Here is a 24708-nt window from a genome sequence, read left to right on the forward strand (position 1 = left end):
CCCTCCTTTTTTATTTCCTTATTTTTGACAAATAATTATCAGAAATATGGAAATTCTTATTTTAACCCTCTCTATTATCATATTAGCTCTCAACCTCATCCTTATTTTCCGTTATAAAGATAGAGGGACAAAAAAACAATTAGAGCAACTTCAACAACATCTTTCCGGATTAGAAAAAAACATGCTGGACGAGATCCGATATTCGAGAGAGTGTGAAACTGCCAGATCCGGTCAAAACAGAGAAGAACTATCCCGAAATCTCTCCGATTTTCGAACAGAGCATCGAGATGTTCTAAAAAACCTCTCAGATCAAAATACTCAAGTAATCCATTCGTTTCAAAAAAACTTTTCCGACCATATGGAACTCTTCCAACGTTTGTTGAAAGAAAAAATGGAGGAACTAACCGTTCGTCAGCAAAACCTGGTGCAATCCACAGAAAAAAAACTCGAAGAGATGCGCCAGACCGTAGATGAGAAACTACAAAAAACATTACATGAAAGATTAGGTCAATCTTTTGAGTTGGTAAGCAAACAATTGGAACACGTACAAAAAGGATTGGGAGAAATGCAGACATTAGCTCATGATGTAGGCGGATTAAAACGCGTATTGAGCAATGTGAAAATGAGAGGCTCTATCGGAGAAATCCAATTGGAAATGCTCTTGGAACAACTCTTGGCACCTGAACAATACACGGCCAATGTAAAAACCAAAAGAAACTCGGACGCCATCGTCGAATTTGCCATACGACTTCCGGGTAAAGAGGAATCCAAAGAATGTATTTTTTTGCCCGTCGATGCCAAGTTTCCCAAAGATGCCTATGAACAGTTGTTGGATGCTTACGAATCGGCAGACCCGCAACGAATCGATATTGCATCCAAAAACATAGAACAAACCATCAGAAACATGGCTAAAGACATTCATGATAAATATCTTGATCCTCCGTACACAACGGATTTCGGCATTATGTTTCTGCCTTTTGAAAGCATATATAGCGAAGTGGTCCGTCGGGCCTCTTTACTGGAACAACTCCAGCGAAATTACCAGGTAATTGTTACAGGTCCCACAACCTTTGCTGCCATCCTCAATAGCCTCCAGATGGGATTCCGTACGTTAGCCATCCAGAAAAGAAGCAGTGAAGTATGGCGGATTCTCGGAAACGTGAAAACAGAATTTGACAAATTCGGAGGCATGCTTGAGAAAGCGCAAAAAAGTATTCAAACAGCCAATAATCAATTAGAAGAGGTCATGGGAAAACGTACCCGTGCCATACAGCGACAACTACGTTCCGTCGAAGCATTTCCTACCGACGAATCCCCAATACAATTGACACTTGACAATTCTGATTATCAGGAAAATGAATAACAACACAATTCGAAAGACTTACCTTTCCGAACTCGAATTAAATCGAAAGTTATTTTGCTGCATACACCATAGAAAAAAGATCAATTGCTCCTCATGAGAAAGTTCTTCCCGCAATATCTGATAAGCTCTACTAACCTGCACTTTTATCGTATTTACAGACAATTTGTATTCCTCTGCAATAGCTGCATAAGAATTTCCTTCAACACATATCTCGATAAAAATTTCTCTGCATCTTTCAGGTAAAGTTGCAATTGCTTGTTCCAGTTTAAAACGTAAATCCGCCCGTTCCATCTCAAATTGAATATCAGTAGAACCAATCATATTTTCAGACAATCCCGTGTATCGCTACTTGGTTCGTAAAACATTTAATGACATGCGATAAATTGAAGTATGACAATAAGAACGAAAAGACAACTCTTTTGAATATGCGTTGCAAACACATTCACCATGAAAATAATCATCCCTTTTAAGTTTTTCGATATTAATACCCCAAAACATGTACACCTCTGATTTATGTGCGGCAAGATAGGATATTTTCAATATAAAACAAAATTGATGTTTCATTATTCAATTGTAAAGTTTTTATTAGTTTTGTATGAATAGAAGTTTGGTTTATATATAAAAATATGGAAACAAGAAAAAATAAAACAACGTTGCTCATTATGGCAGCCGGAATGGGATCGAGATTCGGAAGTTTAAAACAATTGGCATTACTCGGACCTCATCAAAAAACATTACTTCACTACTCCATTTACGATGCTCTTCATACCGGATTCGATAAAGTCGTTTTTATCATCCGAAAGAGTTTCGAAAAAGAATTCAGGGAAGCAGTAGGGAAATATGCCGAAAACCACGCGGAGACCTATTACTGCTTTCAGGAAATGGATCGTTTACCGGGTAATCTTTCTCCCGTCGAACGAGAAAAACCGTGGGGAACGGCTCATGCCATATGGTCTGCCAAAGAGGCGATTCAGGAACCTTTTATCGCTATTAATGCCGACGACTTTTACGGTCGGGATGCATTTCAAAAAATGCACGAATTCATCGCTTATAATCCGGATGACACCTGTTTCAGTCTTGCTGGATACCGTTTGGATTCCACCTTGTCTGAAAACGGTTCCGTTTCAAGAGGAATTTGTACTTTCGACCGAGACCTTTTCATGACAAGTATTACAGAATGCACGAAAATCATCAAGGACAATGACGGCATCAAAGATATCGCAACCGGAAGAGTACTACAAGGCGGTGATATCGTTTCCATGAATTTTTGGGGATTCACTCCCATATTATTTGAAGAGATCGAAAAACAATTCATCGAATTTTACCGCCAAAACAGGACAAACCCAAAGGCTGAAATCTATATCCCCAGCGTCGTGGATACACTTCTCAACCGGAAAGAAATAAAAGTGAAGATTTTAAAAACAAACGCCAAATGGTTTGGAGTAACTTACAAAGAAGATACCGACTTCGTCAATCAGGCATTAAACCGTTTTGAAACGGAAGGCGTATACACGGATATAAACAAATAAACAAAATCAAAAACGGGAACTTAATATATAATGGACAGAATCAAACGGATATACGAAGCCTTTAAGAGCAGCGGACAATTCATTTCCGCTACTCCATACGGTTCGGGACATATCAACGATACGTATCTGGTGAAAGTAGATGAAGAGGCTGAATACATTCTCCAACGCATCAACGGGAATATTTTCACGGATATACCGAAATTGGTCCGAAACAAAGAGCTGGTTTGCGGACATATTCGCAACCGCTTGATCAAACACAAGATTAACGATATTACCAGAAAATACATTACCTATTTTTACACGAATAAGGGAAAACCGTATTACAAAGATTACGACGGTAATTATTGGACGCTCGCATTATTTATCAAAGGATCAAGGAACTACGAAGTAGTCACCTCGGCTCCTATGGCTTACGAATTCGGAATAGGATTGGGGGAATTTGAAAATCGCATATCCGATTTCGACGCTTCGCTTTTGATCGAGACCATCCCCGACTTTCATCATGTCGTCCATAGGCAAAATGAATTACAAGACGCTCTTTTAAAAGCAGAAGACGAGAAAATAGAAAAGAGTCGAGAGTTGGTAACCTACCTCTCCTCTTTAGACCCGGAAATGATTGATTTTCAAATCATGAAGGATGAACACCATTTTCCTTCACGAGTTACTCACAACGACACTAAAGTCAATAACCTTTTATTCGACGGAAACAATCATCCTTTATGCATGATCGATTTGGACACCGTCATGCCGGGCATCGTACATTACGATTTCGGAGATGCTGCAAGATCTTGTTGTAATACAGCCGGCGAAGAAACGACAAACCTGAATCAAGTTTATTTCAACATAGAGTATTTCAAAGCTTTTTGTACCGGATTCATGGAAAAAACCAAACACCTGTTAACCCGTAAAGAAAAAGAAACACTCGGTTTTTCTTGCAAATTAATGACTTATTTACAGGCTATCCGTTTTTTAACAGACTATCTTCAAGGGGATCTCTACTATCCCGTAACTTATACGGATCAAAATCTCCAACGAACAAAAGTTCAGGTGAAACTACTGAAAGACATCGCCAAACAAGCGGGTCGAATCTCTCGATTTATTTTAGAGAATTGAAACAGGAAGAAGAGCGAAAGAATTTCTCCGCCCTTCTTCCTGTTTTTATTTTTTATTCTTATCGCGGTCTTCTTTTGTACAGACGACGGAACAATCTTTATCTCTTTTGCAATCCGTTGTCTCACATTTCCGGTCGCACGAATCATTACAGTCCCCCATACAATTTTTGTTGCAGTTATTCGGCTTACAAGCCTTACACCGCAATAACTTACCGTCCTTAGCACACATTCCCAAAACTTTTACATCGCATTTCGCAAGAGCCGCGCGCAATCCCTTTACGGAATTCTTATCCATTCTAAATGTTAATAAAACAGTAGAATCTTTCAGATTGATTTTAAGATCTTTTACTCCTTTCTCGAAAGGTATGTTCTTTTCTACTTTTGCCTTACATTTAGGACAATGAATATCCGTTTTAAAAATTACGGTCGTATCTTTTTTAGTCTGGGCATCAACCGTCAAACCGACGGTTATAAACGACACTAACGCACAAATAATTTGTATTGTTTTCATAATCAAATTGTTTATTAATTATTCAATAGGAGTATTTCAAATATATGTATTCTATTTTAAATTTAAAAATCATTACCTATGATTCCCGATCTAAGGCAAAACGTATTCCGATATAAAATTTCCTCCCGTGAACCGGTCCCCAAATTTTCGAGGAGTCAAAATATTTTCCCCAAGGATCGTCTGAAGCTATCACCGGATGTTTCTGTTTAAAATCCCCCATATTCTCACATCCCCCGTATACACTCCAGCGACGGAAAAACTTGGTCACCTGCGCATTCATCAACTGAAAAGCCTTAAAATTACTTCCCGTCTGATAAGTTTCAGGAATTCCTGTCTGACGAGGCATCCTTCCTCCCCCGTTAAATTGAGTCGTAAAGTCAAATTGCCATTTCCTCAAATTAGTGTGATACGATAAATTCAAAAGTCCTTTGTAGCGGCTGGTCAAAGGCAGCATTTCTGTTTTTCTTCCATGAAGCGTTGTTTTAACATCGTTATAACGGTAAGCGGCTAAAAGATCCAGACGGGGAATCACCTCGTATTGCATTTCGATTTGATAACTATTGGAATAAGACTTTCCCTCCAAATTATAAAAATTTACCCGATCAAAAGCCGTTTCGTTATCAACAACCACCTGATCCGTAAACTTCGTATGATAATAATCAGCTGAAATCGACAAAATTCGATCAAATAAATAGAATTTACGGTTCAGATTCACACCTATATTCCAAGCATCTTCCATCTTTAAATACTTTAATTCATCCGGATTTTCCGCCAACAACTTTCCATTAACATAGATACCTGCCGAAGATGCTAATAAATAGCTATTCTCCGCTAAAATATTAGACATGCGTAATCCTCTTCCGGCAGTAAGTTTCAAATTGGTCATCTCGTCCGGCCTGAACATAAGATGAAGCCGGGGAGTTACAAAATTCCCGTATAAATTATGATGGTCATATCTTAAACCCGCCATAAAAGTAAATTTCTTATCAAAAAACATTCCGGTATATTGAAAAAACGCACCCACTACCTTCTCCTGACGTTCAAAATTAACCGGATTCGTAATCGTAGCAATATCATCCGTAAAATAACGGTCCTGAAAATCCTCATCATAATCATCGTAATTGAAGCTAATCCCCGTTGCGTACTGTTGATCCGGATGGGAACCGAATACAGACTGAAAGATATAGTTCAGGTAAAGATTTCTCTGACGGGCATCGTATCTTTTCAATCCGTAATACGAATCCTGATCATGGTCCGTATAATTTACCATAAGGGCCATACTCGTATACTCGTACTGCGGCATAAGATAACCCCATTTTAAGAAACCCTCGTAACGTCTCGTGTCTATCCCGATTCGATACGAAGACCCCGAATTCACACCGACCGAGTGATGCTTGCTCTCTCCACCTTTCCGCTCCTCATCCAAAAACTTTCCTCCGAATTGAAAAAACCACTTTTCGTCTTTATATGCCCAACGATTCATGACATTGTATTGGGTCTTTTCCGGCATATCCGAAAAGCCATCCTTATTTCCATCATGAACTTTATCCAACCAATCTCCATGTATCAAAAACATCGTACTCCAACGATCATTAAATTTGACACCGAAATTAGAGTTAAATTCAAACATCCCGTCATCACTATAATAAGCATTCAAATACAGCTTTTCACTACTCTGCGGTTTCTTATAATCGACACTAATTTGTCCGACAATCGACTCGTACCCGTTTATCACCGATCCTGTTCCTTTTGAAATGGAGATTGCCTCCATCCAAGGCCCCGGAATATAACCTAATCCGTACAAAGAAGAAAGTCCCCGAAAATTAGGGAAATTTTCTGTCATCAATTGGATGTATTTTCCCGTCAATCCTAATAATTGGATTTGTTTAGCCCCGGTCACAGCATCAGCATACGAAACATCGACAGAAGCATTCGTCTCAAAACTCTCGCCTAAATTACAACAGGCAGCTTTTAAAAGTTCCGTACCGGTAATGACCTGTTCAATCACGGGACGATTCGTGCTCATGACGGTAGATCTTTTTCTGGAAATAACACTCACTTCATCCAATTGCCGCCCCTCGATCAACACGAATTCCACAAATTTATCCGTAGATTTTACTTCTACCGTATCCGATTGAAATCCTATAAAACTGGCAACTAATTTTCCACTATCATCCCATTTAATTTTAAACTCACCCTTTTCGTCAGCCACCACACCTTTCGATGTTCCCAGCCAGTATACATTAGCCCCCGCTATCGGTTGTAAACCGTCAGCCGTCTCTTCCATAACCCGGCCCTTAATTATTTCAGCCCGAACCATAAAAGTTCCGAGCATCAATAATACAATCAATATATATTTCATCTACTATTTCTAATTTGCATTTTCCAATAAATAGGCCTATCCGAAAGGCCTATCACTCCATTACGAACACATTAAGAATCAAGAATAAATCTCGTTTATCCTCCTAAAAAAACGTAAATCAACAGCGGAAAATACATAACAACTCCGGAGGCCGGAAGTTGCCAATGAAAGAAAGATCCGTATCGAAAGAACAGAAAACAAGACCTGTTATTGGAGGAACAAAACATACCTCGTCTTTCCGATCCTGAATATCAAAACATAAGAATACCCCAGTTGAAACAGCCCAGTCTCCAGACAACTTATAAAAGTCATGTTCGGCTCTCTCTTGCTTGCAAGCACTCTTCTGAAGTTTTTTGCACGAAGAGCAACAATCGTTTCCACATAAAGAGATCTCTTCACCCGGAAACATCCGTACCTCTACATAGGCCATCCGACAACCGGAGCATTGTACCTTCATTACATTTATCCCGACTGTTGCAAAGAGAAATGCAAATAAAAGCAATAACGCCGGTACGTTCATTCTATCCTTTCTCATCGGAACAAAAATAATTCTTTTTCCTAAAAAACAGAACAATAAAAAGAAGGGGTAAAAAATTATTAACTCTTTTTTCTATCATATCCACCTATTTATATTTAAATAACAGAAAAAAGTATTACTTTCGAACGCCAAACATGTAAGAACGGATTATTTTATATCATTCCAGTCAACTATGAAAAATTTATTACTATCAGGATTATTTATTCTCCTTGTTATCTCTTGCGGGAAAAAATCCAACGTGGAAATAACAGGTGCAATTAAAGAGACTACTGCCGGAACAAAAGTATATTTAGAACAAATTGACGTAGCCGGAAAAAAGATCATAGATTCAGCCAAATTGAATAAACAAGGACAGTTTAATTTCAAGCTTAACATTACTTATCCTTCATTTTATTCCGTGAAATTTCCAAACAAGGAACAGGTGACCATTATTGCCAGTCCGGGTGAGCAAATCGAAATCAGCGGAACCTTAAAAGACATTCAAAACAATTATTGGGTTGAGGGTTCAGAAAATTCGTTGTGGATCAAATTATTGAATTTCCAACTTCAACGGACCGTGACGTTGACGGATTCATTACAAAAGGCGTATCGAGCCCTTCCCCAGGACAAGAGTTACGATAGTCAACGGGAAGAATACTCTAAAGCATGGAGCGAAGCCCTAACCAAACAAGTCAATTTCACGCGTGATTTTATCATCAAACACGCTACCTCTTTAGCCGCCTATTATGCTCTCTATCAAAAAATAAACAATAACTTGTTCATATTAGACGAGATCAACGATTTACATTATTTCAAGGTTGTTGCCTCTTCTTTAAGTGCCCTTTACCCGGAATCACAGTATACCAAGGCTATTATGAACCACTTGAAACAAATAGGGCAGGCCATACGCAATCAACAATTAGCGGAAGCGATCAACAATTCGGAAAAATCCTTGCCTGATATAAAATTACCCGATGCCAAAGGAGACTCGCTGTCTTTACTTCCCATTAAAAGTAAATTTGTCGTTCTCGAGTTCGGGGTACTAACCGCACAACAGAGCCAGACTTATATCAACGATCTCAAAAAGGTATATCAGAAATTTAAAAACAGAGGAGTAGAAATTTATCAGGTCTGTTTAGACAAAAACAAATTCCTATGGGAAGACCTTGTAAAGAAAAACAACATCACCTGGAAATGCGTACGAGATGAATATGCGTTACAAAGTCGGGTTGCCGCAACATGGAACGTCAAAACGATACCGGCCAATTATATTATCGATCAAAATATGGAAATCGTCGGAAAAAATCTATGGGGAAGCCGATTGGAGGACCGACTGAATGATCTGTTGAAAAAATAAACAAATCACCACCATGCAGCATAAAAAAGTGTATTTTCTTTCCGATGCTCATCTGGGAGCCAAACTCTTAGACAACAACAGGGAGAGAGAGAGAAAGCTTGTTTTATTCCTGGAAAAGATCAGGCCGGAATGTGCTGAACTTTATCTGCTTGGTGATATGTTTGATTTCTGGTTCGAATACAAACGTTCCGTCCCTAAAGGGCATGTCCGTTTTCTCGCGGAATTGGCCCGCTATACGGATAACGGTATAAAAGTACATTTCTTTACCGGTAATCATGATATATGGGCCTTCGATTATCTAAACAAAGAGTGCGGCGTAATTTTACATACCGCCATTGAAGAGACTCGAATCAACGGTAAAAGTTTCATGATCGGCCATGGAGACGGGTTAAATCCCAAAGATAAAGGTTATCTATTCCTTAAAAGGGTTTTCCATAACCGTTTTTTACAAAAATGCTTCCGGCTTATCCATCCAGACTGGGGAATCAAATTGGCTCATGCCTGGTCTTCACATTCCCGTTTGAAAGACAATGGCAAAATAGAAGCTCTGGAATACTTAGGAGAAGACAAAGAAGAGATTATTCTCTATTGTAAACGAATTTTACAACAACGGCATTTCGACTACTTCATTTTCGGACACCGCCATATTCCTATCGATCTCCCGTTGTGTGATAGTAGCCGTTACATCAATACGGGAGATTGGATTTCCCATTTTAGTTACGCTGTCTTCGACGGAGAAAAAGTCGAACTGAAATTTTACAATTGACGATTAAACAATTAGGTGATTAGAATGATTGACGATTGTAGATTACAAAAACAGCGTCCAATTTACAATTTACAATCTACAATTTAAAACTTGTAATGAATGTGTGACCCGGAATTAATCATAAATCAAAAATCGATTTACAATTTTTTATTCCATTTTTTCAGTATATTGCATTGTTTTCGCGTGAAAAAGTCTTAACTTACAACATCATATCCCTACTGTAAAACTATTTGACCATGTTAGTAAAGACTTTCGGAGGTGCCGTCTACGGAATTAACGCTCTCACCATCACAATAGAGGTAAATATTCTTTGGGGAGCCAAATTCATAATCGTGGGATTACCCGATAATGCCGTTAAGGAGAGTCAACAACGTATTGATTCCGCCTTAAGGGAAATCGGACTTAAAATTCCGGGCAAAAGGGTCATCATTAACCTTGCCCCGGCAGATGTGAAAAAAGAAGGATCATCGTACGACCTCCCTTTAGCCTTAGGAATCTTAGCTGCAAACGAACAAATCCCACATGAAGAATTAAAAAACTATGTTATCATGGGAGAACTTTCCCTCGACGGGAGCTTACAACCCGTGAAAGGCGTGCTTCCCATTGCAATCAACGCGAAACAAGAACATTTTAAGGGGATCATTGTCCCCATTCAAAACGCTAACGAAGCTGCCGTAATCAAAGGTCTTGAGGTATACGGATTTCACCATTTGAAAGAAGTAATTACATTCCTTAAAAAAGAAAAAAATTACCAGCCGTTTTCTTATCAATTCGCAGAAGAGAACAATTACTCGGACAACGAAATGCTGGATTTCAAAGATGTAAAAGGACAGGAAAATGTAAAAAGAGCGTTGGAAATCGCCGCTGCCGGAGGCCACAATCTGATCATGATCGGTTCTCCCGGATCGGGTAAAACGATGTTAGCCCGTAGATTACCGTCCATTCTCCCGCCCATGACCGTCGAAGAGTCGCTCGAGACGACCAAAATACACTCCGTCGCCGGAAAAATACAACACGAAACCTCACTTATTACCTACCGTCCTTTCAGATCGCCCCATCACACCATATCCGATGTCGCTTTGGTAGGAGGCGGAAGCTGGCCGCAACCGGGAGAGATATCACTTGCCCATAACGGGGTCCTTTTTTTAGACGAATTACCGGAATTCAAGCGAACCGTATTAGAGGTCTTGCGTCAACCGCTTGAAGATCGTACGATATCTATCAGTCGGGCAAAATTCAGCGTAGAATATCCTGCAAACATCATGTTGATCGCCTCCATGAATCCCTGTCCTTGCGGTTTCTACAACCACCCGACAAAGAGCTGTACCTGCCCTTCCGGAAGCGTACAGAAATACCTTGCCAAGATATCCGGTCCTCTACTCGACCGCATCGATATGCATATAGAAGTGATTCCCGTCGAATTGGAAAAAATGGCCAGCCGGACAGAAAGCGAGCCCAGCATCCTGATCCGGAAACGAGTCATTGAGGCCAGAAGGATTCAAAACCTCCGCTTCAAGAAATATCCCGGAGTATACTGTAACGCTCAAATGACATCTCCTCTATTGAAAAGATATTGCTCCCTAAATGAAAAATGCATAGCTTTATTAAAAACCGCCATGCAAAGATTCGGACTTTCCGCCCGAGCTTACGACCGTATTATCAAGTTATCCCGTACGATTGCCGATCTGGAACATGAAAACCTCATCTTCCCCCGGCACATCGCCGAAGCCATTCAATACAGAAGTTTAGATCGGGAAGGATGGGGAAACTAAAACCCTTATAATTGTAAATCAAAAAATTGAATGATTCAGTGATTGAAAATTAAATCACAGAATCACTAAATCGTGTAATCGTCAATCCAGAATCATTATACTCTATTCAAAATATCCTCCAAGCCTTGGAAATGGTTTTTGTAGTCTTCAACACTACGGCGAATCACTTCATAGGCTTCTTCCTTCCCATATACATCAATAATCTCCGTATGCCTCTCTTCACCCGGAAGATCCTTATACGTCAAAAAATAATGCCTCAACCGGTCGACTACAATATGTGGCAAATCCGCGATATCATTATACACGCTATAAGTGGCATCATGTTTCAACACGGCTATAATCTTATCATCGGCCTCGTTTCCGTCCAACATACGAAATCCTCCTAAAGGACGAACATCGGCAATAATATCTCCATGCGAAATCGTTTTTTCTGTCAACACGCAAATATCCAACGGGTCCGAGTCACCATGAATCCCGGTCCGCTGCGACTGCATCATACAATATTCCGCCACCAATCCGCCACAGTAAGTCTGAGGTAAAAAACCGTACAAAGCCGGAACGACATTAGAGTATTTTTGAGGGCGATCTATCTTTATATAACCGCTTACTTTATCCAATTCGTATTTCACCGTATCCGTAGGAACCATCTCGATAAAAGCCGTTACGACCGCGGGAGATTCCTCACCGATGTCCAAACCATGCCAAGGATGTGACTTATACCTCAAACCCATCAATCGGGCGATCGGATCATTAATTTTGTTTCCCATAACTTTTATAATTGCATTTTTACATGCTAAGACTCGTCGCCTTAGCTTGTATTGTTTGTGTATTTTTTATGAAAAAAGTTTATTCTCTATAAACTCGATCAAAATATGGATGATCTTAATATGAATTTCCTGTATTCGATCCGAATATCCATTCCAGGGGATACAAATATTCACATCGCACATTTCTCTCATTTTCCCCCCGTCTTTCCCTGTCAATCCGATAACCTTCATCCCTTTCTCCCTGGCAGCTTCAATAGCTTTAACTATATTCAACGAATTCCCGGAAGTACTTATCGCTAACAATACATCCCCTTTCACACCGTGAGCTTCCACGTAACGAGAAAAAACATATTCAAACCCAAAATCATTGGCGACACATGTCAAATGAGAAGGATCTGCAATAGCTACTGCCGGCAATGCTCTTCGATTTTCACGAAAACGACCGGTTAATTCTTCAGCAAAATGCATCGCATCACAGAGAGAACCTCCATTTCCACAACTCAACGCTTTTTTCCCCTCCCGTAAGGCACCGACAAGAATCTCCCCGGCCTTTTCAATTCGATATATATTCTCTTCGTCCGCTACAAAATCAGCTAATAGCTGCCGGGCATCTTCAAAACTTTTTTCTATTCCATTCATCCTTTCTCAACTATTTATTTTTCTCCATTCAACAACCTCTCCACGGTCTTTTTTCAACATAATCGAAGGAACAACCTCTTTAATGTTTTCACAGAGCAAATCGATTAACTTTTGCTTCGCGTAATGTCTTGAATAAATAACACTCACTTCTCTTAACGGAAGATGTGAAGAAAAAGATCTCACCTGCCTTTTTTTCTTTTCACTCATATCACGGATTGCCAATTCCGGAATTAAGGTAAACCCTCCCTCCTGATCTACAATCTTCATTAAGGTCTCCAATGAATTACTCTCAAATTCAAAAGGCAAATTCCTATGCTGAACAGCATTCATTTCGCATAAATTGATCACCTGATCCCTAAAACAATGCCCACTCCCCAGCATCCATATCTCGGGTGTTGCTATATCCTTTATCTCTACGATCTCTTTCTTCAACAACTCATGTTCCGGATGAGCATAAATCATCATCTCTTCATAAAATACGGGACATTCAATAATTTTTTCATCCCCGTAAGGAGTCACGAAGATTCCCGCATCCAACGTATCGCGCTTCAATCGGTAAATAATCTCTTCGGAAACCAGCTCCTCCACCTCCACCTTTACCGCGGGATATTTACGAATATAATTACCAATAAAAATAGGTAACAAATAAGGAGCTAAAGTCGGAATTATTCCTATTTTCAACGAACCCGACACCTCCTCTTTCTCCTCGTTGATAATCTCCCTGATCCGTTGATTCGACGCTAAAACATCCCTCGCCTGATCGATCAATTTCTTTCCAATATCAGTCGGGACAACCGGTTGACGACTTCTGTCAAATATAATTACACCCAAATCCTCTTCTAATTTCTTTATCTGCATACTCAATGTCGGTTGAGTTACGAAACACTTATCCGCAGCCGTGGCGAAATGCCTGTACTCGTCAACCGCAACAATATATTCTAATTGAGTGAGTGTAATCATACTTTATATACTATTCAAAAAAATCTTTCACTTTGGAAAAGAAACTTTTCTTATCGCTGGCTCCCGGATGAAAACCCTCTCCCTCTTTCATCTTTTCCACCAATTTTTTGTCTTCTTTCGATAAATTTTTCGGAATCCATACGTTTACTTTAGCTAATAGATCGCCTTTACCGTATCCGTTGACATCGGGTAAACCTTTGCCGCGTAAACGTAAAATCTTACCAGGCTGGGTTCCCGGTTCAATTTTCACCTTCACTTTGCCGTCAACCGTCGGGATCTCGACCGTCTCCCCCAACACGACTTCCGGATAACCGACAAATACGTTATACAACAAATCATTGCCGTCACGCAACAAATCCGGATGCTCCTCCTCCTCTATCATCACGATCAAATCCCCGTTCACTCCTCCCCGACGGGCCGCATTCCCTCTACCTCCCAGGGACAATTGCATACCGTCTGCCACTCCCGCAGGAATATTTATGGTGATGACTTCTTCAGACATCTGCACTCCTTCGCCATTGCAATACGTGCATTTATCGTTAATAATCTTCCCCTCTCCTTGACAAGTCGGACAAGTCGAAGTTGTCTGCATCGCTCCCAAAATAGTATTCTGTACCCGTGTTACCTGTCCGCTTCCCCCACAAGTGCTGCAAGTCGAAAAAGAAGTGCCATTTTTTGCTCCCGTCCCTTTACAATGCTCACAAGCCACGTACTTCTTTACCTTGATCTTTTTTTCTATACCGGTAGCAATCTCTTTTAGGTTCATCTTTACTCGCACCCGCAAATTGGTCCCCCGATTCACCCGACGAGCACTTCTTCCCCCTCCGCCGAAACCTCCGAAACCTCCAAAGCTGCCGAAAATATCTCCGAAATGAGAAAATATATCGTCCATACTCATTCCGCCCCCGAAACCTCCGGCCCCGCTTCCCATTCCCGCATGACCGAATTGATCGTACCGACGTCTCTTCTCTTCGTTACTCAATACATCATAGGCTTCTGCAGCTTCCTTAAATTTCTCCTCGGCCTCTTTGTCCCCGGGATTTTTATCCGGATGGTATTGTAATGCTAATTTTCTATATGCCTTTTTTATCGCAGCAGCATCCGCATTTTTAGATACCCCCAACACTTCATAGTAATCTCTCTTTTCCATTTTAAATTTTAGATTTAAATTTTAGATTTAGCACACACCGTAAATCACTATAAATTTACAATTTACAATCTAAAATCAATTATTCTCCAACAACAACCTTCGCAAAACGAATTACCTTATCGTTCAACGTATATCCCTTTTCGATACAATCGATGACCTTACCTTTTTGCTCCTCCGTAGGTGCGGGAATAGTGGTCACAGCCTCGTGCAAATCCGTGTTGAAATCCACATTTTCTGTCTCAATCACCTTCACGCCATTTCGCATCAGAAAATCCTTAAAATTAGCATAAATCAAATCAACCCCCTCTTTTAAAGCACGAACATCCGTGGCCTTCTCCATGCTTGCCAAAGCCCTCTCGAAATTATCGACCACGGGTAATATTCCTGTTAACACCTGCTCCCCGGCCGTTTTCATCAGTTCCATTCTCTCTTTTAAAGTCCTCTTGCGGTAATTATCGAACTCCGCGGACAAACGAAGATATTTATCATTCATCTCCATCAGTTTCTGTCCCATCTCCTCCAATTGTTTTTCCTCCTTTTTACAAGACTTATCCTTCTTTTTTGAAGATTCTTCATGTCCCTCACCTTTTGATTCTGATGCATGTTGAGCCCCAATCAACTCCTCTTCCTGTTTTCTTTTCTTCTCTTCCGACATATCTATATTTTTTTAGTTCTATTCTTGTGATTCTTATTAATAAACAAAATCTTTGCCAATAACAGGGTATGCCACATTGACAATACCACGAAATGCCAACATGGCACGACTGTCAGCCACAAAGGTAGAGATTTGCTCATTGACAGACAAATAAATACCGACCTCTTTTTTGTCCCGGATCATACAATAATCTTACCAAAACCTCCGTTTCAGCCTCTCATTTACAAGATACCGCAATCCGCAAAACTATAAAAACCATGAGAAGTAATAACCAAATGGTCCAATAAAATTATATCTAACGTATCTCCCGCTTTTCGAATCTTCCGGGTTAACTCTATATCCTGATTACTCGGTTCTATATTTCCGCTCGGGTGATTATGAGCAATGACAAAAGAACGGGCCTTCATCTCCAATGCTTTACGAAAAAGTATGCGCATGTCGACAAGTGTTCCTTCCATTCCCCCGGAAAACAAACGTTCGCAAGATTTCACTCTACAACCTGTATTCAGAAAAATAACCCAAAACTCTTCATGATCCAAATCGCCTATACGAGGCTGAAGCAACTCGTAAATATCCCGGCTGGAAACAAGTGTCATCACATCGGTTTTTCCGACAAGCCCTCTTCTTCGACCAAGCTCGAAAGCCGCAATTACAGAAGCCGCTTTAGCAACACCTATCCCTTTATAAATATTCATAAAATCACGAACGCCAAGCCGGGCAACAACATTCAAATCATTATTATGGTCTGAAAGGATCCTGCGTGCCAAATCCAATGCAGATTCCCCGTCGCTCCCGGAACGCAGCAAAATCGCCAGCAGTTCATTCGTTGAAAGAGCCGAAACCCCTTTAGATAAAAGTTTCTCACGAGGTTTATCGTCTTCTGCCCATGAAGATATCGGAATATACTTACCATCCATACCCAATCATTTTTAGATACGGTAAGTTAATCCATTTCAAGAAATAAAAAAAATCCTGAGACGGAAATCTCAAGATCAGACAAATAAAGAGATGAAGGTAACGGAAAATCCGTTACCTCAATATCTTAAAACAAAATAGAAGATTATAGCTTATTCACGTGCAAAGCCAACTTGGATTTCAAGTTTGCAGCTTTATTTTTGTGGATAATATTCTTTTTCGCTAATTTATCCAACATAGCTACAACCTTCGGAAACAAATCCATAGCAGTTTCTTTTTCATTCAATGCACGCAATTTTCTAACAGCATTTCTCGCGGTTTTTGCATAATAACGATTGTGCAATCTTCTTTTCTGAGTCTGCCTTATTCTTTTCTCTGATGATTGATGATTTGCCATCTCTTCAAATAAATTTAATTCAACTTTCGTAGTCCGTACGGGAATCGAACCCGTGTTACAAGAATGAAAATCTTGCGTCCTAGCCCCTAGACGAACGGACCATCATAATAATCCTAAAATTGTAGTCCGTACGGGAATCGAACCCGTGTTACAAGAATGAGAATCTTGCGTCCTAGCCCCTAGACGAACGGACCATCGTTTGCCTTTAGCGGATGCAAATATACGGCAATTTTCATTCCTACCAAAAAAATCCTTGCATATTTTTCCATCCCCAGACAATTTTCACCAAAAACAAAACATAAAAACGTAAATACCAATACTTTACGCGAACAACGACCTTAAAATCCATCTAAATAACCTTCCGTTTGAAATATCCGACTAATACATTTTAGTCTTTACGCAACCGCTTTTCAAATAAATACCTTATTTTTGTTTTTCAATCGATTGAGGTTAATTTTACAAATATTCATATGGCCAAACTTTACCTGATCCCTACCCCCGTGGGTAATCTCGAAGATATCACGCTAAGAGCTTTAAGACTTTTAAAAGAGGTTTCCGTCATTTTGGCGGAAGATACTCGAACTTCTGCAAAACTTTTAAAACATTATGATATCAACACGCCACTACTCTCGCATCACAAGTTCAACGAACACCAGCAAGTGAAAAGAGTAGCGGAACGGATCCAACGGGGAGAAGATATAGCTCTCATTAGCGATGCCGGAACTCCGGGGATTTCCGATCCCGGCTTTTTACTGGTACGTACCTGTGTGGAACAAGGCATAGAAACAGAGTGTCTGCCAGGAGCAACGGCCTTGATTCCGGCCTTGGTCAATTCAGGTTTTCCCTGCGATCGCTTTTGTTTTGAAGGCTTTTTGCCTCAAAAAAAGGGACGATTGAAAAAATTAACCCAGATGGCAGAGGAAGAAAGAACAATGATATTTTACGAATCCCCTTTCCGTATCGTCAAAGCTTTGGAACAAATGGCCGAATTATTCGGAGAGGATCGAAAAGCATGCGTTGCAAGAGAGATCAGTAAATTACACGAAGACTTTCAACGGGGAACCCTTAAGGAACTGCTGGAACACTTCACGGAAACAGGAGCAAAGGGGGAAATCGTATTGATCGTGGAAGGAAAACCTAAAAAAGAAAATACGGGAAACGACATAGAAGAAGAGTAAACATTTACAAATCCACAAGATACCTAATTGTAGATTGGAAACGATAAGAATTTCGTGATTCAGGGATTAAGTTCAATCTCCGAATCTCTGAATCGTTTTTATCTGCAATCGTAAATCTCCGAATCACATAATCGCCAAATCAATCGTCTGCTTTTCCCAAATATTTCCATAATCCGGCAGCACAAACAGCTCCCAAAAAAGGAGCGACGATAAACAGCCAAAGTTGCGACAACGCTTCGCCTCCCGCAAAAACAGCAGGAGCAATACTTCTGGCAGGATTAACGGAAGTCCCCGTCACCGGGATACAAACAATATGAATCAAAACCAACGCCAAACCGATTGCCAAACCGGCAAACCCCGCAGGAGCACCCTTGCCGGTAGAACCAAGTACAATCACAATAAAGATAAAGGTAAATACCAGTTCCGCCACAAAAGCGGGAAGAACATCTCCGTCCGCGTATACATTAGCCCCGGTTCCTTCTAACCCCATTTCGGAAGAGATGATATAAAGAATCGCGGAACCTATAAAAGCCCCTATGACCTGGAACAACATGTACATGCCCGCGTCTCTACCGCCCATCCTCCCGGATAACCACACTCCTAAAGTTATGGCAGGATTGATATGACACCCGGATATGCTCCCGATAGTATATACCATGGCCAAAACAGACAAACCAAACGCGAAAGCGATACCCAGGAAACCTATTTCACTACCGGCGATAACAGCGCTGCCACACCCCATGAGGACGAGAACCATCGTTCCAATCATCTCTGCCACATATTTTTTCATACCTTCTTTGTTTAAATTTCAGAAATTAAATCCCCGAAAGTTATAATAAAATCTTTTAAAAAGACCGTTTTGTTAAAAAATATCTTTATCGGCAAATAAACGATAGAAATATCCAAAATAAAAGCCGTTCGAAATATGACGAACGGCTCTCTCGCGTATAAATTATACCTATTTACTAAATTTACGACCGTAGAATTTAGCGTTATTTCCTAACTCTTCTTCTATACGAAGCAATTGATTGTATTTGGCCATACGATCGGAACGACTTAAAGAACCCGTTTTTATCTGACCGGAATTCGTTGCCACGGCGATATCCGCAATCGTAGCATCTTCAGTCTCCCCTGAACGATGAGAAGTTACTGTCGTGTACCCGGCACGTTGAGCCATTTCTATCGCATCCAACGTCTCTGTCAATGTTCCGATCTGGTTTACTTTGATAAGAATGGAATTAGCACATCCCAATTCGATACCTTTTTTCAAGTATTGTACGTTCGTAACGAAAAGGTCATCCCCCACCAATTGGCAACGATCACCTATACGTTTTGTCAATAATTGCCAACCGTCCCAATCGTTCTCACTCATACCATCCTCAATGGAATCAATCGGGTATTTCGTAATCAATTCCTCCAGATAAGCGGCTTGCTGTTCTGAATTTCTCTTGGCGCCCTGAGATCCTTCAAATTTAGAATAATCATATATACCGTCTTTGTAAAACTCGGAAGAAGCACAATCCAAACCGATCATAACATCTTCTCCCGGCTTATAACCTGCGGCCTTAATAGCACTAATAATAGACTCCAGAGCATCTTCCGTTCCTTTCAAAGCGGGAGCGAAACCTCCTTCGTCGCCAACAGCCGTACTCAGGTTCCGGTCGTGCAATACTTTTTTCAAACTATGGAAAACTTCAGCTCCCATCCGCAATGCTTCCCGGAAAGAACCTGCCCCAACCGGACGGATCATAAACTCCTGAAAAGCAATCGGAGCATCCGAATGAGAACCTCCGTTAATAATATTCATCATCGGCACAGGCAAAACCTTAGCATTCACTCCTCCCAAATAACGATACAAAGGCATCTCCAAAGCATTGGCAGCAGCTTTAGCACAGGCTAAAGATACTCCTAACAATGCATTGGCACCTAAATTACTTTTAGTCGGGGTCCCGTCTAACTCGATCAAAACACGATCTATTTCCACCTGATCCAGTACACTCATGCCCAATAAAGCATCGGCAATCACCGTGTTCACGTTATTTACGGCCTTGGTAACGCCTTTCCCTCCGTAACGTTTCTTATCTCCATCCCGCAATTCCAATGCTTCATTTTCTCCCGTAGAGGCTCCGGACGGCACGGCAGCACGTCCCATAGCTCCACATTCTAACATAACATCCACTTCTACCGTGGGGTTTCCTCTTGAATCTAAGATTTCTCTTCCTACAACTTCCGTAATATACATCTCTTGTGCTTTTTAAGTTCATAATAAATTAGGGATACTAAGATACGAAAAACAAAAGAAATAACCTGCATTACTTCTTACAAATTGTTTCTAATCTAACAAACAAAGAAAATTCCCGAGAAAGACGTCTCCTTCGACCTGCACTATCTCTTTTTCGAAAGTACATATGGCCCTGCTGTTCTGAAAAAATATAAAAGCCGCCATGAAAGGCGGCTTTTATATTTCGAAGTAAAAACTTACCTACTCGGCTTTCGGAGTCTCTTCTGCAGGAGCTTCTTCCGCTTTAGGAGCCTCAACGGCAACCTCAGCTTTGGGAGCCTCTTCCTTTTTCGTCGTACTTCTACGACGACGAGTGGTTGTTTTCTTCACCTCTTCTTTCTTCACCTCCGTGTAAGTGGTGTTATAATCAACTAACTCGATAATACACATTTCAGAATTATCACCGATACGGTTAGCACCCAATTTCAAAATACGGGTATAACCTCCCGGACGATTAGCTATCTTCTGAGCCACGTCCCCGAATAATTCGGATACTACCTCTTTTTGACGAAGGTAGGAGAATGTCATTCGGCGAGAGTGAGTCGTATCGTTCTTGCTCTTCGTCAAAAGCGGCTCAACATACATCTTAAGGGCTTTAGCTTTAGCTACTGTCGTTTTAATTCTCTTGTGAAGAATCAAAGAACAAGCCATATTAGAAAGTAGTGCTTTTCTGTGAGCACTCGTTCTACTTAAGTGGTTAAATTTCTTTTTATGTCTCATTTTACTTATTCTTTGTCTAATTTATACTTGGCAACGTCCATTCCGAACTCGAGGTTATTGTTCTCAAGCAAAGCTTCCAATTCAGTCAAAGATTTCTTTCCGAAGTTTCTGAACTTCAACAAATCGTTCTTATTGAATTGAACCAACTCACCCAAAGTCTCTACCTCAGCTGACTTCAAACAATTCAAGGCACGAACAGAAAGATCCATGTCCACTAATTTTGTCTTTAGCAACTGACGCATGTGCAATACCTCTTCATCAAACTCTTCATTTCCATATTTATCTTCGGTTTCCAGAGTAATCTTTTCATCCGAGAATAACATGAAGTGATGAATTAGAATTTTTGCTGCCTCTTTCAACGCATCTGTCGGATTAATAGAACCATCGGTTTCAATCTCGAAAAGGAGACGTTCGTAATCGGTTTTTCCTTCTACACGATAATTCTCAATCTCGTATTTTACGTTCCGGATAGGCGTGTATATAGCATCGATCGGAATAAATCCGATTTCAACCTCCGCCGGCATGTTTTCAGCAGAAGGAACATATCCCCGTCCTTTCTGTATGGTAATCTCCATTTCCAAGGTGGTCGAAGAGTCCATATTGCAGATTACAAGTCCCGGATTCAAGATCTCAAATCCAGACAGGAATTGGTTCATATCACCGGCAGTAAACGTCTCTTGTCCAGAAACGACAACGGTCAGCTTCTCATTCTCCACGTCCTCCACTTTTCTTTTAAACCGAACCTGTTTCAAATTCAAGATGATCTCGGTTACATCCTCGATAACTCCGGGAATTGTAGCGAATTCATGTTCTACACCGTGAATTTTAATACCGGTAATCGCATAGCCTTCCAAAGAAGACAACAAGATTCTGCGTAGTGGATTACCAATAGTGATACCGTAACCAGGCTCCAAAGGACGGAATTCGAATTTTCCGAATTTATCCGTTGATTCAAGCATGATCACTTTGTCCGGTTTCTGGAAAGCTAATATTGCCATATATATTTTTATTTTACTACTTAGAATATAATTCTACGATTAACTGCTCTTTGATGTTCTCTGGAATGTCCGTTCTTTCCGGAACGTTGAGAAGTTTACCGCTCATAGAAGCAGCATCCCACTCCAACCAAGAATACTTACTGGTCTTTGAACCTCTTAAAGATTCATTGATCACCTCCAAAGATTTGGATTTCTCTCTCACACCTACGATATCTCCCGGGCGTACGTGGCAAGAAGGTATGTTACATACCTTGCCGTTAACCACGATATGTCTGTGCGATACATACTGACGGGCAGCAGCGCGGGTAGGAGCAATACCTAAACGGTATACGACATTGTCCAAACGACACTCCAATAATTGAAGCAATACCTCACCGGTAATACCCTTACTGCTCTCGGCTTTTTCAAACAAAATACGGAATTGCTTTTCCAACAATCCATAAGTATATTTTGCTTTTTGTTTCTCCTTTAGCTGTATTCCATACTCGGAGATTTTCTTTCTACGATGAGCCAAACCGTGTTGTCCAGGAGGATAGTTTCTACGTTCCAACGCTTTATCCGGTCCGAAAATGGGCTCACCAAATTTTCTTGCTATCTTAGACTTAGGTCCTGTATATCTAGCCATTTTATTCTGTATTTTAAAATTCTTAGATTAAGCTCCACGCTTATACTCTACGTCTTTTAGGAGGACGACATCCATTGTGCGGAAGCGGGGTAACATCGATAATTTCAGCCACTTCTATTCCACAAGCGTGGATAGCGCGAATAGCCGATTCACGACCATTACCTGGTCCTTTTACGTAAACTTTCACTTTTCTCATACCCAGATCAAAAGCAACCTTCCCGCAATCGGTAGCTGCTGTTTGAGCCGCGTATGGAGTGTTTTTCTTCGATCCTCTAAAACCCATCTTACCCGCGGATGACCAAGAGATCACCTGACCGTTGGAATTGGTCAAAGAAATAATGATGTTATTAAAAGACGAATGAACGTGCGCTTGTCCCACGGCTTCTACTTTAACTAGCCGTTTCTTGTTTGATGTAGACTTCTTTGCCATAATTCAATCTCAATTCAATTATTTAGTTGCTTTTTTCTTATTCGCAACAGTTTTCTTCTTACCCTTTCTCGTACGGGCATTATTCTTCGTACTTTGTCCTCTGACCGGAAGACCGATACGATGCCTGATTCCACGATAACAACCGATGTCCATCAGTCGTTTAATGTTCATCTGGACTGAAGTTCTCAATTCTCCTTCTACCTTGTACTCACCATTGATGACTTTACGTACAGCAGCTAATTGATCGTCATTCCAATCCTTCACCTTAGTGTCAAAATCGATGCCCGCCTTTTCAAGTATGGTCCGGGCACTACTTCTACCTATTCCGAAGATATAGGTTAGAGCTATTTCTCCTCTTTTATTCGAGGGTAAATCTACACCAACGATTCTTGCCATAAATTTCTTTACTCTTTTTACTTAAATTAATAATCAACCCTGACGTTGTTTAAACTTCGGGTTCTTTTTGCAAATGACGTACAAAACGCCTTTTCTCCTGACAATCTTGCAATCAGCACTACGCTTTTTTACAGATGCTCTTACCTTCATGGTTCAACAATTTAATTTTTATATCTGAATGTTATCCTACCTTTCGTGAGATCATACGGAGACATGTCCACCCGTACCCTATCTCCCGGAAGTATTTTTATATAGTGCATCCGCATCTTCCCGGAGATATGGGCCGTTATAATATGCCCGTTTTCCAGTTCAACACGAAACATAGCATTTGACAATGCTTCCGTTATTACTCCATCCTGCTCTATTGAAGGCTGTTTCGCCATAATTTAATTTTAGATGTTAGATTTTAGATCTTAAATTAAACCCTTTATCTTCTAATTTACAATCCAAAATTTACAATTTACAATTTCTATATATACTCAAACGTCGACAAAATATCAGCACTTCCTTTACCCACCGCAACGGTATGCTCAAAATGTGCTGACGGCATATGATCTCTGGTTCGAATCGTCCAACCATCGGACAGCTGATAAACATAACGTTTCCCCATATTTATCATCGGTTCGATGGCTATAACCATTCCCGTCGTCAACTTACACCCCTGTCCCCTTTTTCCAAAATTTGGCACTTGGGGGTCTTCATGCAAATTTCGGCCAACCCCGTGTCCGACTAACTCTCTCACGACAGTAAAACCATTCGCTTCCGCGTGAGATTGTACGGCATACCCGATATCGCCTATACGCATTCCAGATATTGCCTGCTCTATTCCCTTGTACAAACACTCCTGAGTCACCCTCAAAAGTTTCGCCACTTCTTCACTGACTTTTCCCACGGCAAAAGAATAAGCACTATCACCATAAAATCCATTCTTTACGACCCCACAATCGACGGAAACGATATCACCCTCTTTTAGACATCGAGAAGACGGTATTCCGTGAACAACTTCATCATTTATCGATATACAAAGCGTATTAGGAAACCCTCCATATCCAAGAAAGCCGGGGACCCCACCATTCGAACGGATGCAATCTTCCGCAATCTTATCCAATTCCAACGTTGAAATTCCAGGACGAATATATTTAGATACCTCTCCTAAAGCCCTTCCAACCAAACGGTTACTTTCCCGTAATAGCTCGATTTCCTCCTGTGTCTTAAAAAAAATCATGCCGCAAAAGTAATACTTTTTAATTGAAAACGGAAAATTGAAAATGGAAAATTAATATACAATCTTCTTCATTTTCAATTTCC

The 24708-nt window shown here is 40.5% G+C and carries 29 protein-coding genes and 2 tRNA genes; 7 read left to right on the forward strand and 24 right to left on the reverse strand.

The window, feature by feature from the left end:
• Nucleotides 1–46: 46 nt before the first annotated feature.
• Complete coding sequence (locus tag NVS78_RS01595; RefSeq protein ID WP_286357634.1) at nucleotides 47–1363, forward strand: DNA recombination protein RmuC; 1317 nt, start codon at nucleotides 47–49, stop codon at nucleotides 1361–1363.
• 18 nt (nucleotides 1364–1381) lie between these two features.
• Here the strand turns inward: NVS78_RS01595 and NVS78_RS01600 are convergent, their stop codons facing one another.
• A complete protein-coding gene (locus tag NVS78_RS01600; RefSeq protein ID WP_286357635.1) occupies nucleotides 1382–1684 on the reverse strand; it encodes an RNA polymerase sigma factor in 303 nt (100 codons plus the stop codon).
• 305 nt (nucleotides 1685–1989) lie between these two features.
• Between NVS78_RS01600 and NVS78_RS01605 the strand changes: the two genes are divergently transcribed.
• Nucleotides 1990–2892: a sugar phosphate nucleotidyltransferase gene (locus NVS78_RS01605; RefSeq protein WP_286357636.1), complete on the forward strand. Its 903-nt coding sequence runs from the start codon at nucleotides 1990–1992 to the stop codon at nucleotides 2890–2892.
• Nucleotides 2893–2922: 30 nt separating this feature from the next.
• Nucleotides 2923–4005 carry an aminoglycoside phosphotransferase family protein gene (locus NVS78_RS01610; RefSeq protein ID WP_286357637.1) on the forward strand — a complete coding sequence of 361 codons (1083 nt, stop codon included), beginning with the start codon at nucleotides 2923–2925 and terminating at the stop codon, nucleotides 4003–4005.
• A gap of 45 nt (nucleotides 4006–4050) precedes the next feature.
• On the opposite strand, the gene NVS78_RS01615 is transcribed toward NVS78_RS01610, so the two are convergent.
• From NVS78_RS01615 to NVS78_RS01625, 3 genes are all read right to left on the reverse strand, one after another.
• Complete coding sequence (locus NVS78_RS01615) at nucleotides 4051–4515, reverse strand: heavy-metal-associated domain-containing protein (RefSeq protein WP_286357638.1); 465 nt, start codon at nucleotides 4513–4515, stop codon at nucleotides 4051–4053.
• Nucleotides 4516–4591: 76 nt separating this feature from the next.
• Entirely contained in the window at nucleotides 4592–6877 is a 2286-nt protein-coding gene (locus tag NVS78_RS01620; RefSeq protein WP_286357639.1) for a TonB-dependent receptor, read from the reverse strand.
• A 118-nt stretch (nucleotides 6878–6995) separates the two neighbouring features.
• Nucleotides 6996–7412 carry a hypothetical protein gene (locus tag NVS78_RS01625; RefSeq protein WP_286357640.1) on the reverse strand — a complete coding sequence of 139 codons (417 nt, stop codon included), beginning with the start codon at nucleotides 7410–7412 and terminating at the stop codon, nucleotides 6996–6998.
• 175 nt (nucleotides 7413–7587) lie between these two features.
• Between NVS78_RS01625 and NVS78_RS01630 the strand changes: the two genes are divergently transcribed.
• The 3 genes from NVS78_RS01630 to NVS78_RS01640 all read left to right on the forward strand — a co-directional run bounded on the left by NVS78_RS01630 (nucleotide 7588) and on the right by NVS78_RS01640 (nucleotide 11289).
• Nucleotides 7588–8751 (forward strand): redoxin domain-containing protein, encoded by a 1164-nt coding sequence (locus NVS78_RS01630; RefSeq protein WP_286357641.1) that lies wholly within the window; start codon nucleotides 7588–7590, stop codon nucleotides 8749–8751.
• A 13-nt stretch (nucleotides 8752–8764) separates the two neighbouring features.
• The gene (locus NVS78_RS01635; protein WP_286357642.1) at nucleotides 8765–9517 is read left to right on the forward strand and encodes a UDP-2,3-diacylglucosamine diphosphatase; all 753 of its coding nucleotides are present in this window, start codon (nucleotides 8765–8767) and stop codon (nucleotides 9515–9517) included.
• A gap of 236 nt (nucleotides 9518–9753) precedes the next feature.
• A complete protein-coding gene (locus NVS78_RS01640; protein WP_286357643.1) occupies nucleotides 9754–11289 on the forward strand; it encodes a YifB family Mg chelatase-like AAA ATPase in 1536 nt (511 codons plus the stop codon).
• Nucleotides 11290–11384: 95 nt separating this feature from the next.
• Here NVS78_RS01640 and NVS78_RS01645 read toward each other — a convergent pair whose 3' ends face one another.
• The 10 genes from NVS78_RS01645 to NVS78_RS01690 all read right to left on the reverse strand — a co-directional run bounded on the left by NVS78_RS01645 (nucleotide 11385) and on the right by NVS78_RS01690 (nucleotide 16966).
• Complete coding sequence (locus NVS78_RS01645) at nucleotides 11385–12056, reverse strand: inorganic pyrophosphatase (protein WP_286357644.1); 672 nt, start codon at nucleotides 12054–12056, stop codon at nucleotides 11385–11387.
• A gap of 66 nt (nucleotides 12057–12122) precedes the next feature.
• Complete coding sequence (gene lpcA, locus NVS78_RS01650) at nucleotides 12123–12695, reverse strand: D-sedoheptulose 7-phosphate isomerase (RefSeq protein WP_286357645.1); 573 nt, start codon at nucleotides 12693–12695, stop codon at nucleotides 12123–12125.
• A 6-nt stretch (nucleotides 12696–12701) separates the two neighbouring features.
• Nucleotides 12702–13655, reverse strand: a complete 954-nt coding sequence (locus tag NVS78_RS01655; RefSeq protein ID WP_286357646.1) for a LysR substrate-binding domain-containing protein — start codon at nucleotides 13653–13655, stop codon at nucleotides 12702–12704.
• A gap of 10 nt (nucleotides 13656–13665) precedes the next feature.
• Nucleotides 13666–14805 carry a molecular chaperone DnaJ gene (gene dnaJ / locus NVS78_RS01660; RefSeq protein ID WP_286357647.1) on the reverse strand — a complete coding sequence of 380 codons (1140 nt, stop codon included), beginning with the start codon at nucleotides 14803–14805 and terminating at the stop codon, nucleotides 13666–13668.
• A gap of 79 nt (nucleotides 14806–14884) precedes the next feature.
• The gene (locus NVS78_RS01665; RefSeq protein ID WP_286357648.1) at nucleotides 14885–15460 is read right to left on the reverse strand and encodes a nucleotide exchange factor GrpE; all 576 of its coding nucleotides are present in this window, start codon (nucleotides 15458–15460) and stop codon (nucleotides 14885–14887) included.
• 36 nt (nucleotides 15461–15496) lie between these two features.
• Nucleotides 15497–15643 carry a hypothetical protein gene (locus NVS78_RS01670; protein ID WP_286357649.1) on the reverse strand — a complete coding sequence of 49 codons (147 nt, stop codon included), beginning with the start codon at nucleotides 15641–15643 and terminating at the stop codon, nucleotides 15497–15499.
• A gap of 38 nt (nucleotides 15644–15681) precedes the next feature.
• Entirely contained in the window at nucleotides 15682–16377 is a 696-nt protein-coding gene (gene radC, locus NVS78_RS01675; RefSeq protein ID WP_286357650.1) for a RadC family protein, read from the reverse strand.
• A 143-nt stretch (nucleotides 16378–16520) separates the two neighbouring features.
• Entirely contained in the window at nucleotides 16521–16772 is a 252-nt protein-coding gene (gene rpsT, locus NVS78_RS01680; protein WP_059026721.1) for a 30S ribosomal protein S20, read from the reverse strand.
• A gap of 29 nt (nucleotides 16773–16801) precedes the next feature.
• Nucleotides 16802–16873 (reverse strand) — tRNA-Glu (locus NVS78_RS01685).
• Nucleotides 16874–16894: 21 nt separating this feature from the next.
• Nucleotides 16895–16966 (reverse strand) — tRNA-Glu (locus NVS78_RS01690).
• A 276-nt stretch (nucleotides 16967–17242) separates the two neighbouring features.
• On the opposite strand from NVS78_RS01690, the gene rsmI reads away from it, so the two are divergent.
• Nucleotides 17243–17950 carry a 16S rRNA (cytidine(1402)-2'-O)-methyltransferase gene (gene rsmI, locus NVS78_RS01695; RefSeq protein WP_286357651.1) on the forward strand — a complete coding sequence of 236 codons (708 nt, stop codon included), beginning with the start codon at nucleotides 17243–17245 and terminating at the stop codon, nucleotides 17948–17950.
• 139 nt (nucleotides 17951–18089) lie between these two features.
• Here rsmI and NVS78_RS01700 read toward each other — a convergent pair whose 3' ends face one another.
• The 10 genes from NVS78_RS01700 to map form a co-directional block, all read right to left on the reverse strand.
• Entirely contained in the window at nucleotides 18090–18740 is a 651-nt protein-coding gene (locus NVS78_RS01700; RefSeq protein ID WP_286357652.1) for an aquaporin, read from the reverse strand.
• Between the two features lie 168 nt (nucleotides 18741–18908).
• Nucleotides 18909–20192 carry a phosphopyruvate hydratase gene (gene eno, locus NVS78_RS01705; protein WP_286357653.1) on the reverse strand — a complete coding sequence of 428 codons (1284 nt, stop codon included), beginning with the start codon at nucleotides 20190–20192 and terminating at the stop codon, nucleotides 18909–18911.
• A 240-nt stretch (nucleotides 20193–20432) separates the two neighbouring features.
• Complete coding sequence (gene rplQ, locus NVS78_RS01710; protein ID WP_041503051.1) at nucleotides 20433–20951, reverse strand: 50S ribosomal protein L17; 519 nt, start codon at nucleotides 20949–20951, stop codon at nucleotides 20433–20435.
• Between the two features lie 5 nt (nucleotides 20952–20956).
• Nucleotides 20957–21949 carry a DNA-directed RNA polymerase subunit alpha gene (locus NVS78_RS01715; RefSeq protein WP_041503052.1) on the reverse strand — a complete coding sequence of 331 codons (993 nt, stop codon included), beginning with the start codon at nucleotides 21947–21949 and terminating at the stop codon, nucleotides 20957–20959.
• Between the two features lie 16 nt (nucleotides 21950–21965).
• Nucleotides 21966–22574 carry a 30S ribosomal protein S4 gene (gene rpsD / locus NVS78_RS01720; RefSeq protein ID WP_286357654.1) on the reverse strand — a complete coding sequence of 203 codons (609 nt, stop codon included), beginning with the start codon at nucleotides 22572–22574 and terminating at the stop codon, nucleotides 21966–21968.
• A gap of 40 nt (nucleotides 22575–22614) precedes the next feature.
• Nucleotides 22615–23004 (reverse strand): 30S ribosomal protein S11, encoded by a 390-nt coding sequence (rpsK, locus tag NVS78_RS01725; protein ID WP_041503054.1) that lies wholly within the window; start codon nucleotides 23002–23004, stop codon nucleotides 22615–22617.
• Nucleotides 23005–23022: 18 nt separating this feature from the next.
• On the reverse strand, nucleotides 23023–23400 hold the full coding sequence (rpsM, locus tag NVS78_RS01730; RefSeq protein ID WP_041503055.1) for a 30S ribosomal protein S13: 378 nt from the start codon (nucleotides 23398–23400) through the stop codon (nucleotides 23023–23025).
• A 33-nt stretch (nucleotides 23401–23433) separates the two neighbouring features.
• Nucleotides 23434–23550, reverse strand: coding sequence for a type B 50S ribosomal protein L36 (gene ykgO, locus NVS78_RS01735; protein WP_072025884.1), 117 nt, complete (start codon nucleotides 23548–23550; stop codon nucleotides 23434–23436).
• An 11-nt stretch (nucleotides 23551–23561) separates the two neighbouring features.
• Complete coding sequence (gene infA, locus NVS78_RS01740; protein ID WP_009137817.1) at nucleotides 23562–23783, reverse strand: translation initiation factor IF-1; 222 nt, start codon at nucleotides 23781–23783, stop codon at nucleotides 23562–23564.
• 86 nt (nucleotides 23784–23869) lie between these two features.
• Nucleotides 23870–24625 (reverse strand): type I methionyl aminopeptidase, encoded by a 756-nt coding sequence (gene map / locus NVS78_RS01745; protein ID WP_286357655.1) that lies wholly within the window; start codon nucleotides 24623–24625, stop codon nucleotides 23870–23872.
• Nucleotides 24626–24708 lie beyond the last annotated feature (83 nt).

Origin of the sequence: Gabonibacter chumensis, from assembly GCF_024741215.1 — a bacterium.
Lineage (GTDB): Bacteria > Bacteroidota > Bacteroidia > Bacteroidales > Marinifilaceae > Gabonibacter > Gabonibacter massiliensis.

Bases quoted from the DNA above. Each gene is read 5' to 3' on its own strand.
- NVS78_RS01640 (WP_286357643.1), top strand. From the start codon at position 9,754: ATGTTAGTAAAGACTTTCGGAGGTGCCGTCTACGGAATTAACGCTCTC.
- ykgO (WP_072025884.1), bottom strand. From the start codon at position 23,550: ATGAAGGTAAGAGCATCTGTAAAAAAGCGTAGTGCTGATTGCAAGATT.
- NVS78_RS01620 (WP_286357639.1), bottom strand. From the start codon at position 6,877: ATGAAATATATATTGATTGTATTATTGATGCTCGGAACTTTTATGGTT.
- map (WP_286357655.1), bottom strand. From the start codon at position 24,625: ATGATTTTTTTTAAGACACAGGAGGAAATCGAGCTATTACGGGAAAGT.
- lpcA (WP_286357645.1), bottom strand. From the start codon at position 12,695: ATGAATGGAATAGAAAAAAGTTTTGAAGATGCCCGGCAGCTATTAGCT.
- NVS78_RS01635 (WP_286357642.1), top strand. From the start codon at position 8,765: ATGCAGCATAAAAAAGTGTATTTTCTTTCCGATGCTCATCTGGGAGCC.
- eno (WP_286357653.1), bottom strand. From the start codon at position 20,192: ATGTATATTACGGAAGTTGTAGGAAGAGAAATCTTAGATTCAAGAGGA.
- NVS78_RS01655 (WP_286357646.1), bottom strand. From the start codon at position 13,655: ATGATTACACTCACTCAATTAGAATATATTGTTGCGGTTGACGAGTAC.
- NVS78_RS01700 (WP_286357652.1), bottom strand. From the start codon at position 18,740: ATGAAAAAATATGTGGCAGAGATGATTGGAACGATGGTTCTCGTCCTC.
- rsmI (WP_286357651.1), top strand. From the start codon at position 17,243: ATGGCCAAACTTTACCTGATCCCTACCCCCGTGGGTAATCTCGAAGAT.
- NVS78_RS01670 (WP_286357649.1), bottom strand. From the start codon at position 15,643: ATGATCCGGGACAAAAAAGAGGTCGGTATTTATTTGTCTGTCAATGAG.
- rpsK (WP_041503054.1), bottom strand. From the start codon at position 23,004: ATGGCAAAGAAGTCTACATCAAACAAGAAACGGCTAGTTAAAGTAGAA.
- rpsM (WP_041503055.1), bottom strand. From the start codon at position 23,400: ATGGCAAGAATCGTTGGTGTAGATTTACCCTCGAATAAAAGAGGAGAA.
- NVS78_RS01610 (WP_286357637.1), top strand. From the start codon at position 2,923: ATGGACAGAATCAAACGGATATACGAAGCCTTTAAGAGCAGCGGACAA.
- NVS78_RS01605 (WP_286357636.1), top strand. From the start codon at position 1,990: ATGGAAACAAGAAAAAATAAAACAACGTTGCTCATTATGGCAGCCGGA.
- rpsD (WP_286357654.1), bottom strand. From the start codon at position 22,574: ATGGCTAGATATACAGGACCTAAGTCTAAGATAGCAAGAAAATTTGGT.
- rplQ (WP_041503051.1), bottom strand. From the start codon at position 20,951: ATGAGACATAAAAAGAAATTTAACCACTTAAGTAGAACGAGTGCTCAC.
- dnaJ (WP_286357647.1), bottom strand. From the start codon at position 14,805: ATGGAAAAGAGAGATTACTATGAAGTGTTGGGGGTATCTAAAAATGCG.
- rpsT (WP_059026721.1), bottom strand. From the start codon at position 16,772: ATGGCAAATCATCAATCATCAGAGAAAAGAATAAGGCAGACTCAGAAA.
- NVS78_RS01615 (WP_286357638.1), bottom strand. From the start codon at position 4,515: ATGAAAACAATACAAATTATTTGTGCGTTAGTGTCGTTTATAACCGTC.
- NVS78_RS01715 (WP_041503052.1), bottom strand. From the start codon at position 21,949: ATGGCAATATTAGCTTTCCAGAAACCGGACAAAGTGATCATGCTTGAA.
- NVS78_RS01665 (WP_286357648.1), bottom strand. From the start codon at position 15,460: ATGTCGGAAGAGAAGAAAAGAAAACAGGAAGAGGAGTTGATTGGGGCT.
- NVS78_RS01645 (WP_286357644.1), bottom strand. From the start codon at position 12,056: ATGGGAAACAAAATTAATGATCCGATCGCCCGATTGATGGGTTTGAGG.
- radC (WP_286357650.1), bottom strand. From the start codon at position 16,377: ATGGATGGTAAGTATATTCCGATATCTTCATGGGCAGAAGACGATAAA.
- NVS78_RS01625 (WP_286357640.1), bottom strand. From the start codon at position 7,412: ATGAGAAAGGATAGAATGAACGTACCGGCGTTATTGCTTTTATTTGCA.
- infA (WP_009137817.1), bottom strand. From the start codon at position 23,783: ATGGCGAAACAGCCTTCAATAGAGCAGGATGGAGTAATAACGGAAGCA.
- NVS78_RS01600 (WP_286357635.1), bottom strand. From the start codon at position 1,684: ATGATTGGTTCTACTGATATTCAATTTGAGATGGAACGGGCGGATTTA.
- NVS78_RS01630 (WP_286357641.1), top strand. From the start codon at position 7,588: ATGAAAAATTTATTACTATCAGGATTATTTATTCTCCTTGTTATCTCT.
- NVS78_RS01595 (WP_286357634.1), top strand. From the start codon at position 47: ATGGAAATTCTTATTTTAACCCTCTCTATTATCATATTAGCTCTCAAC.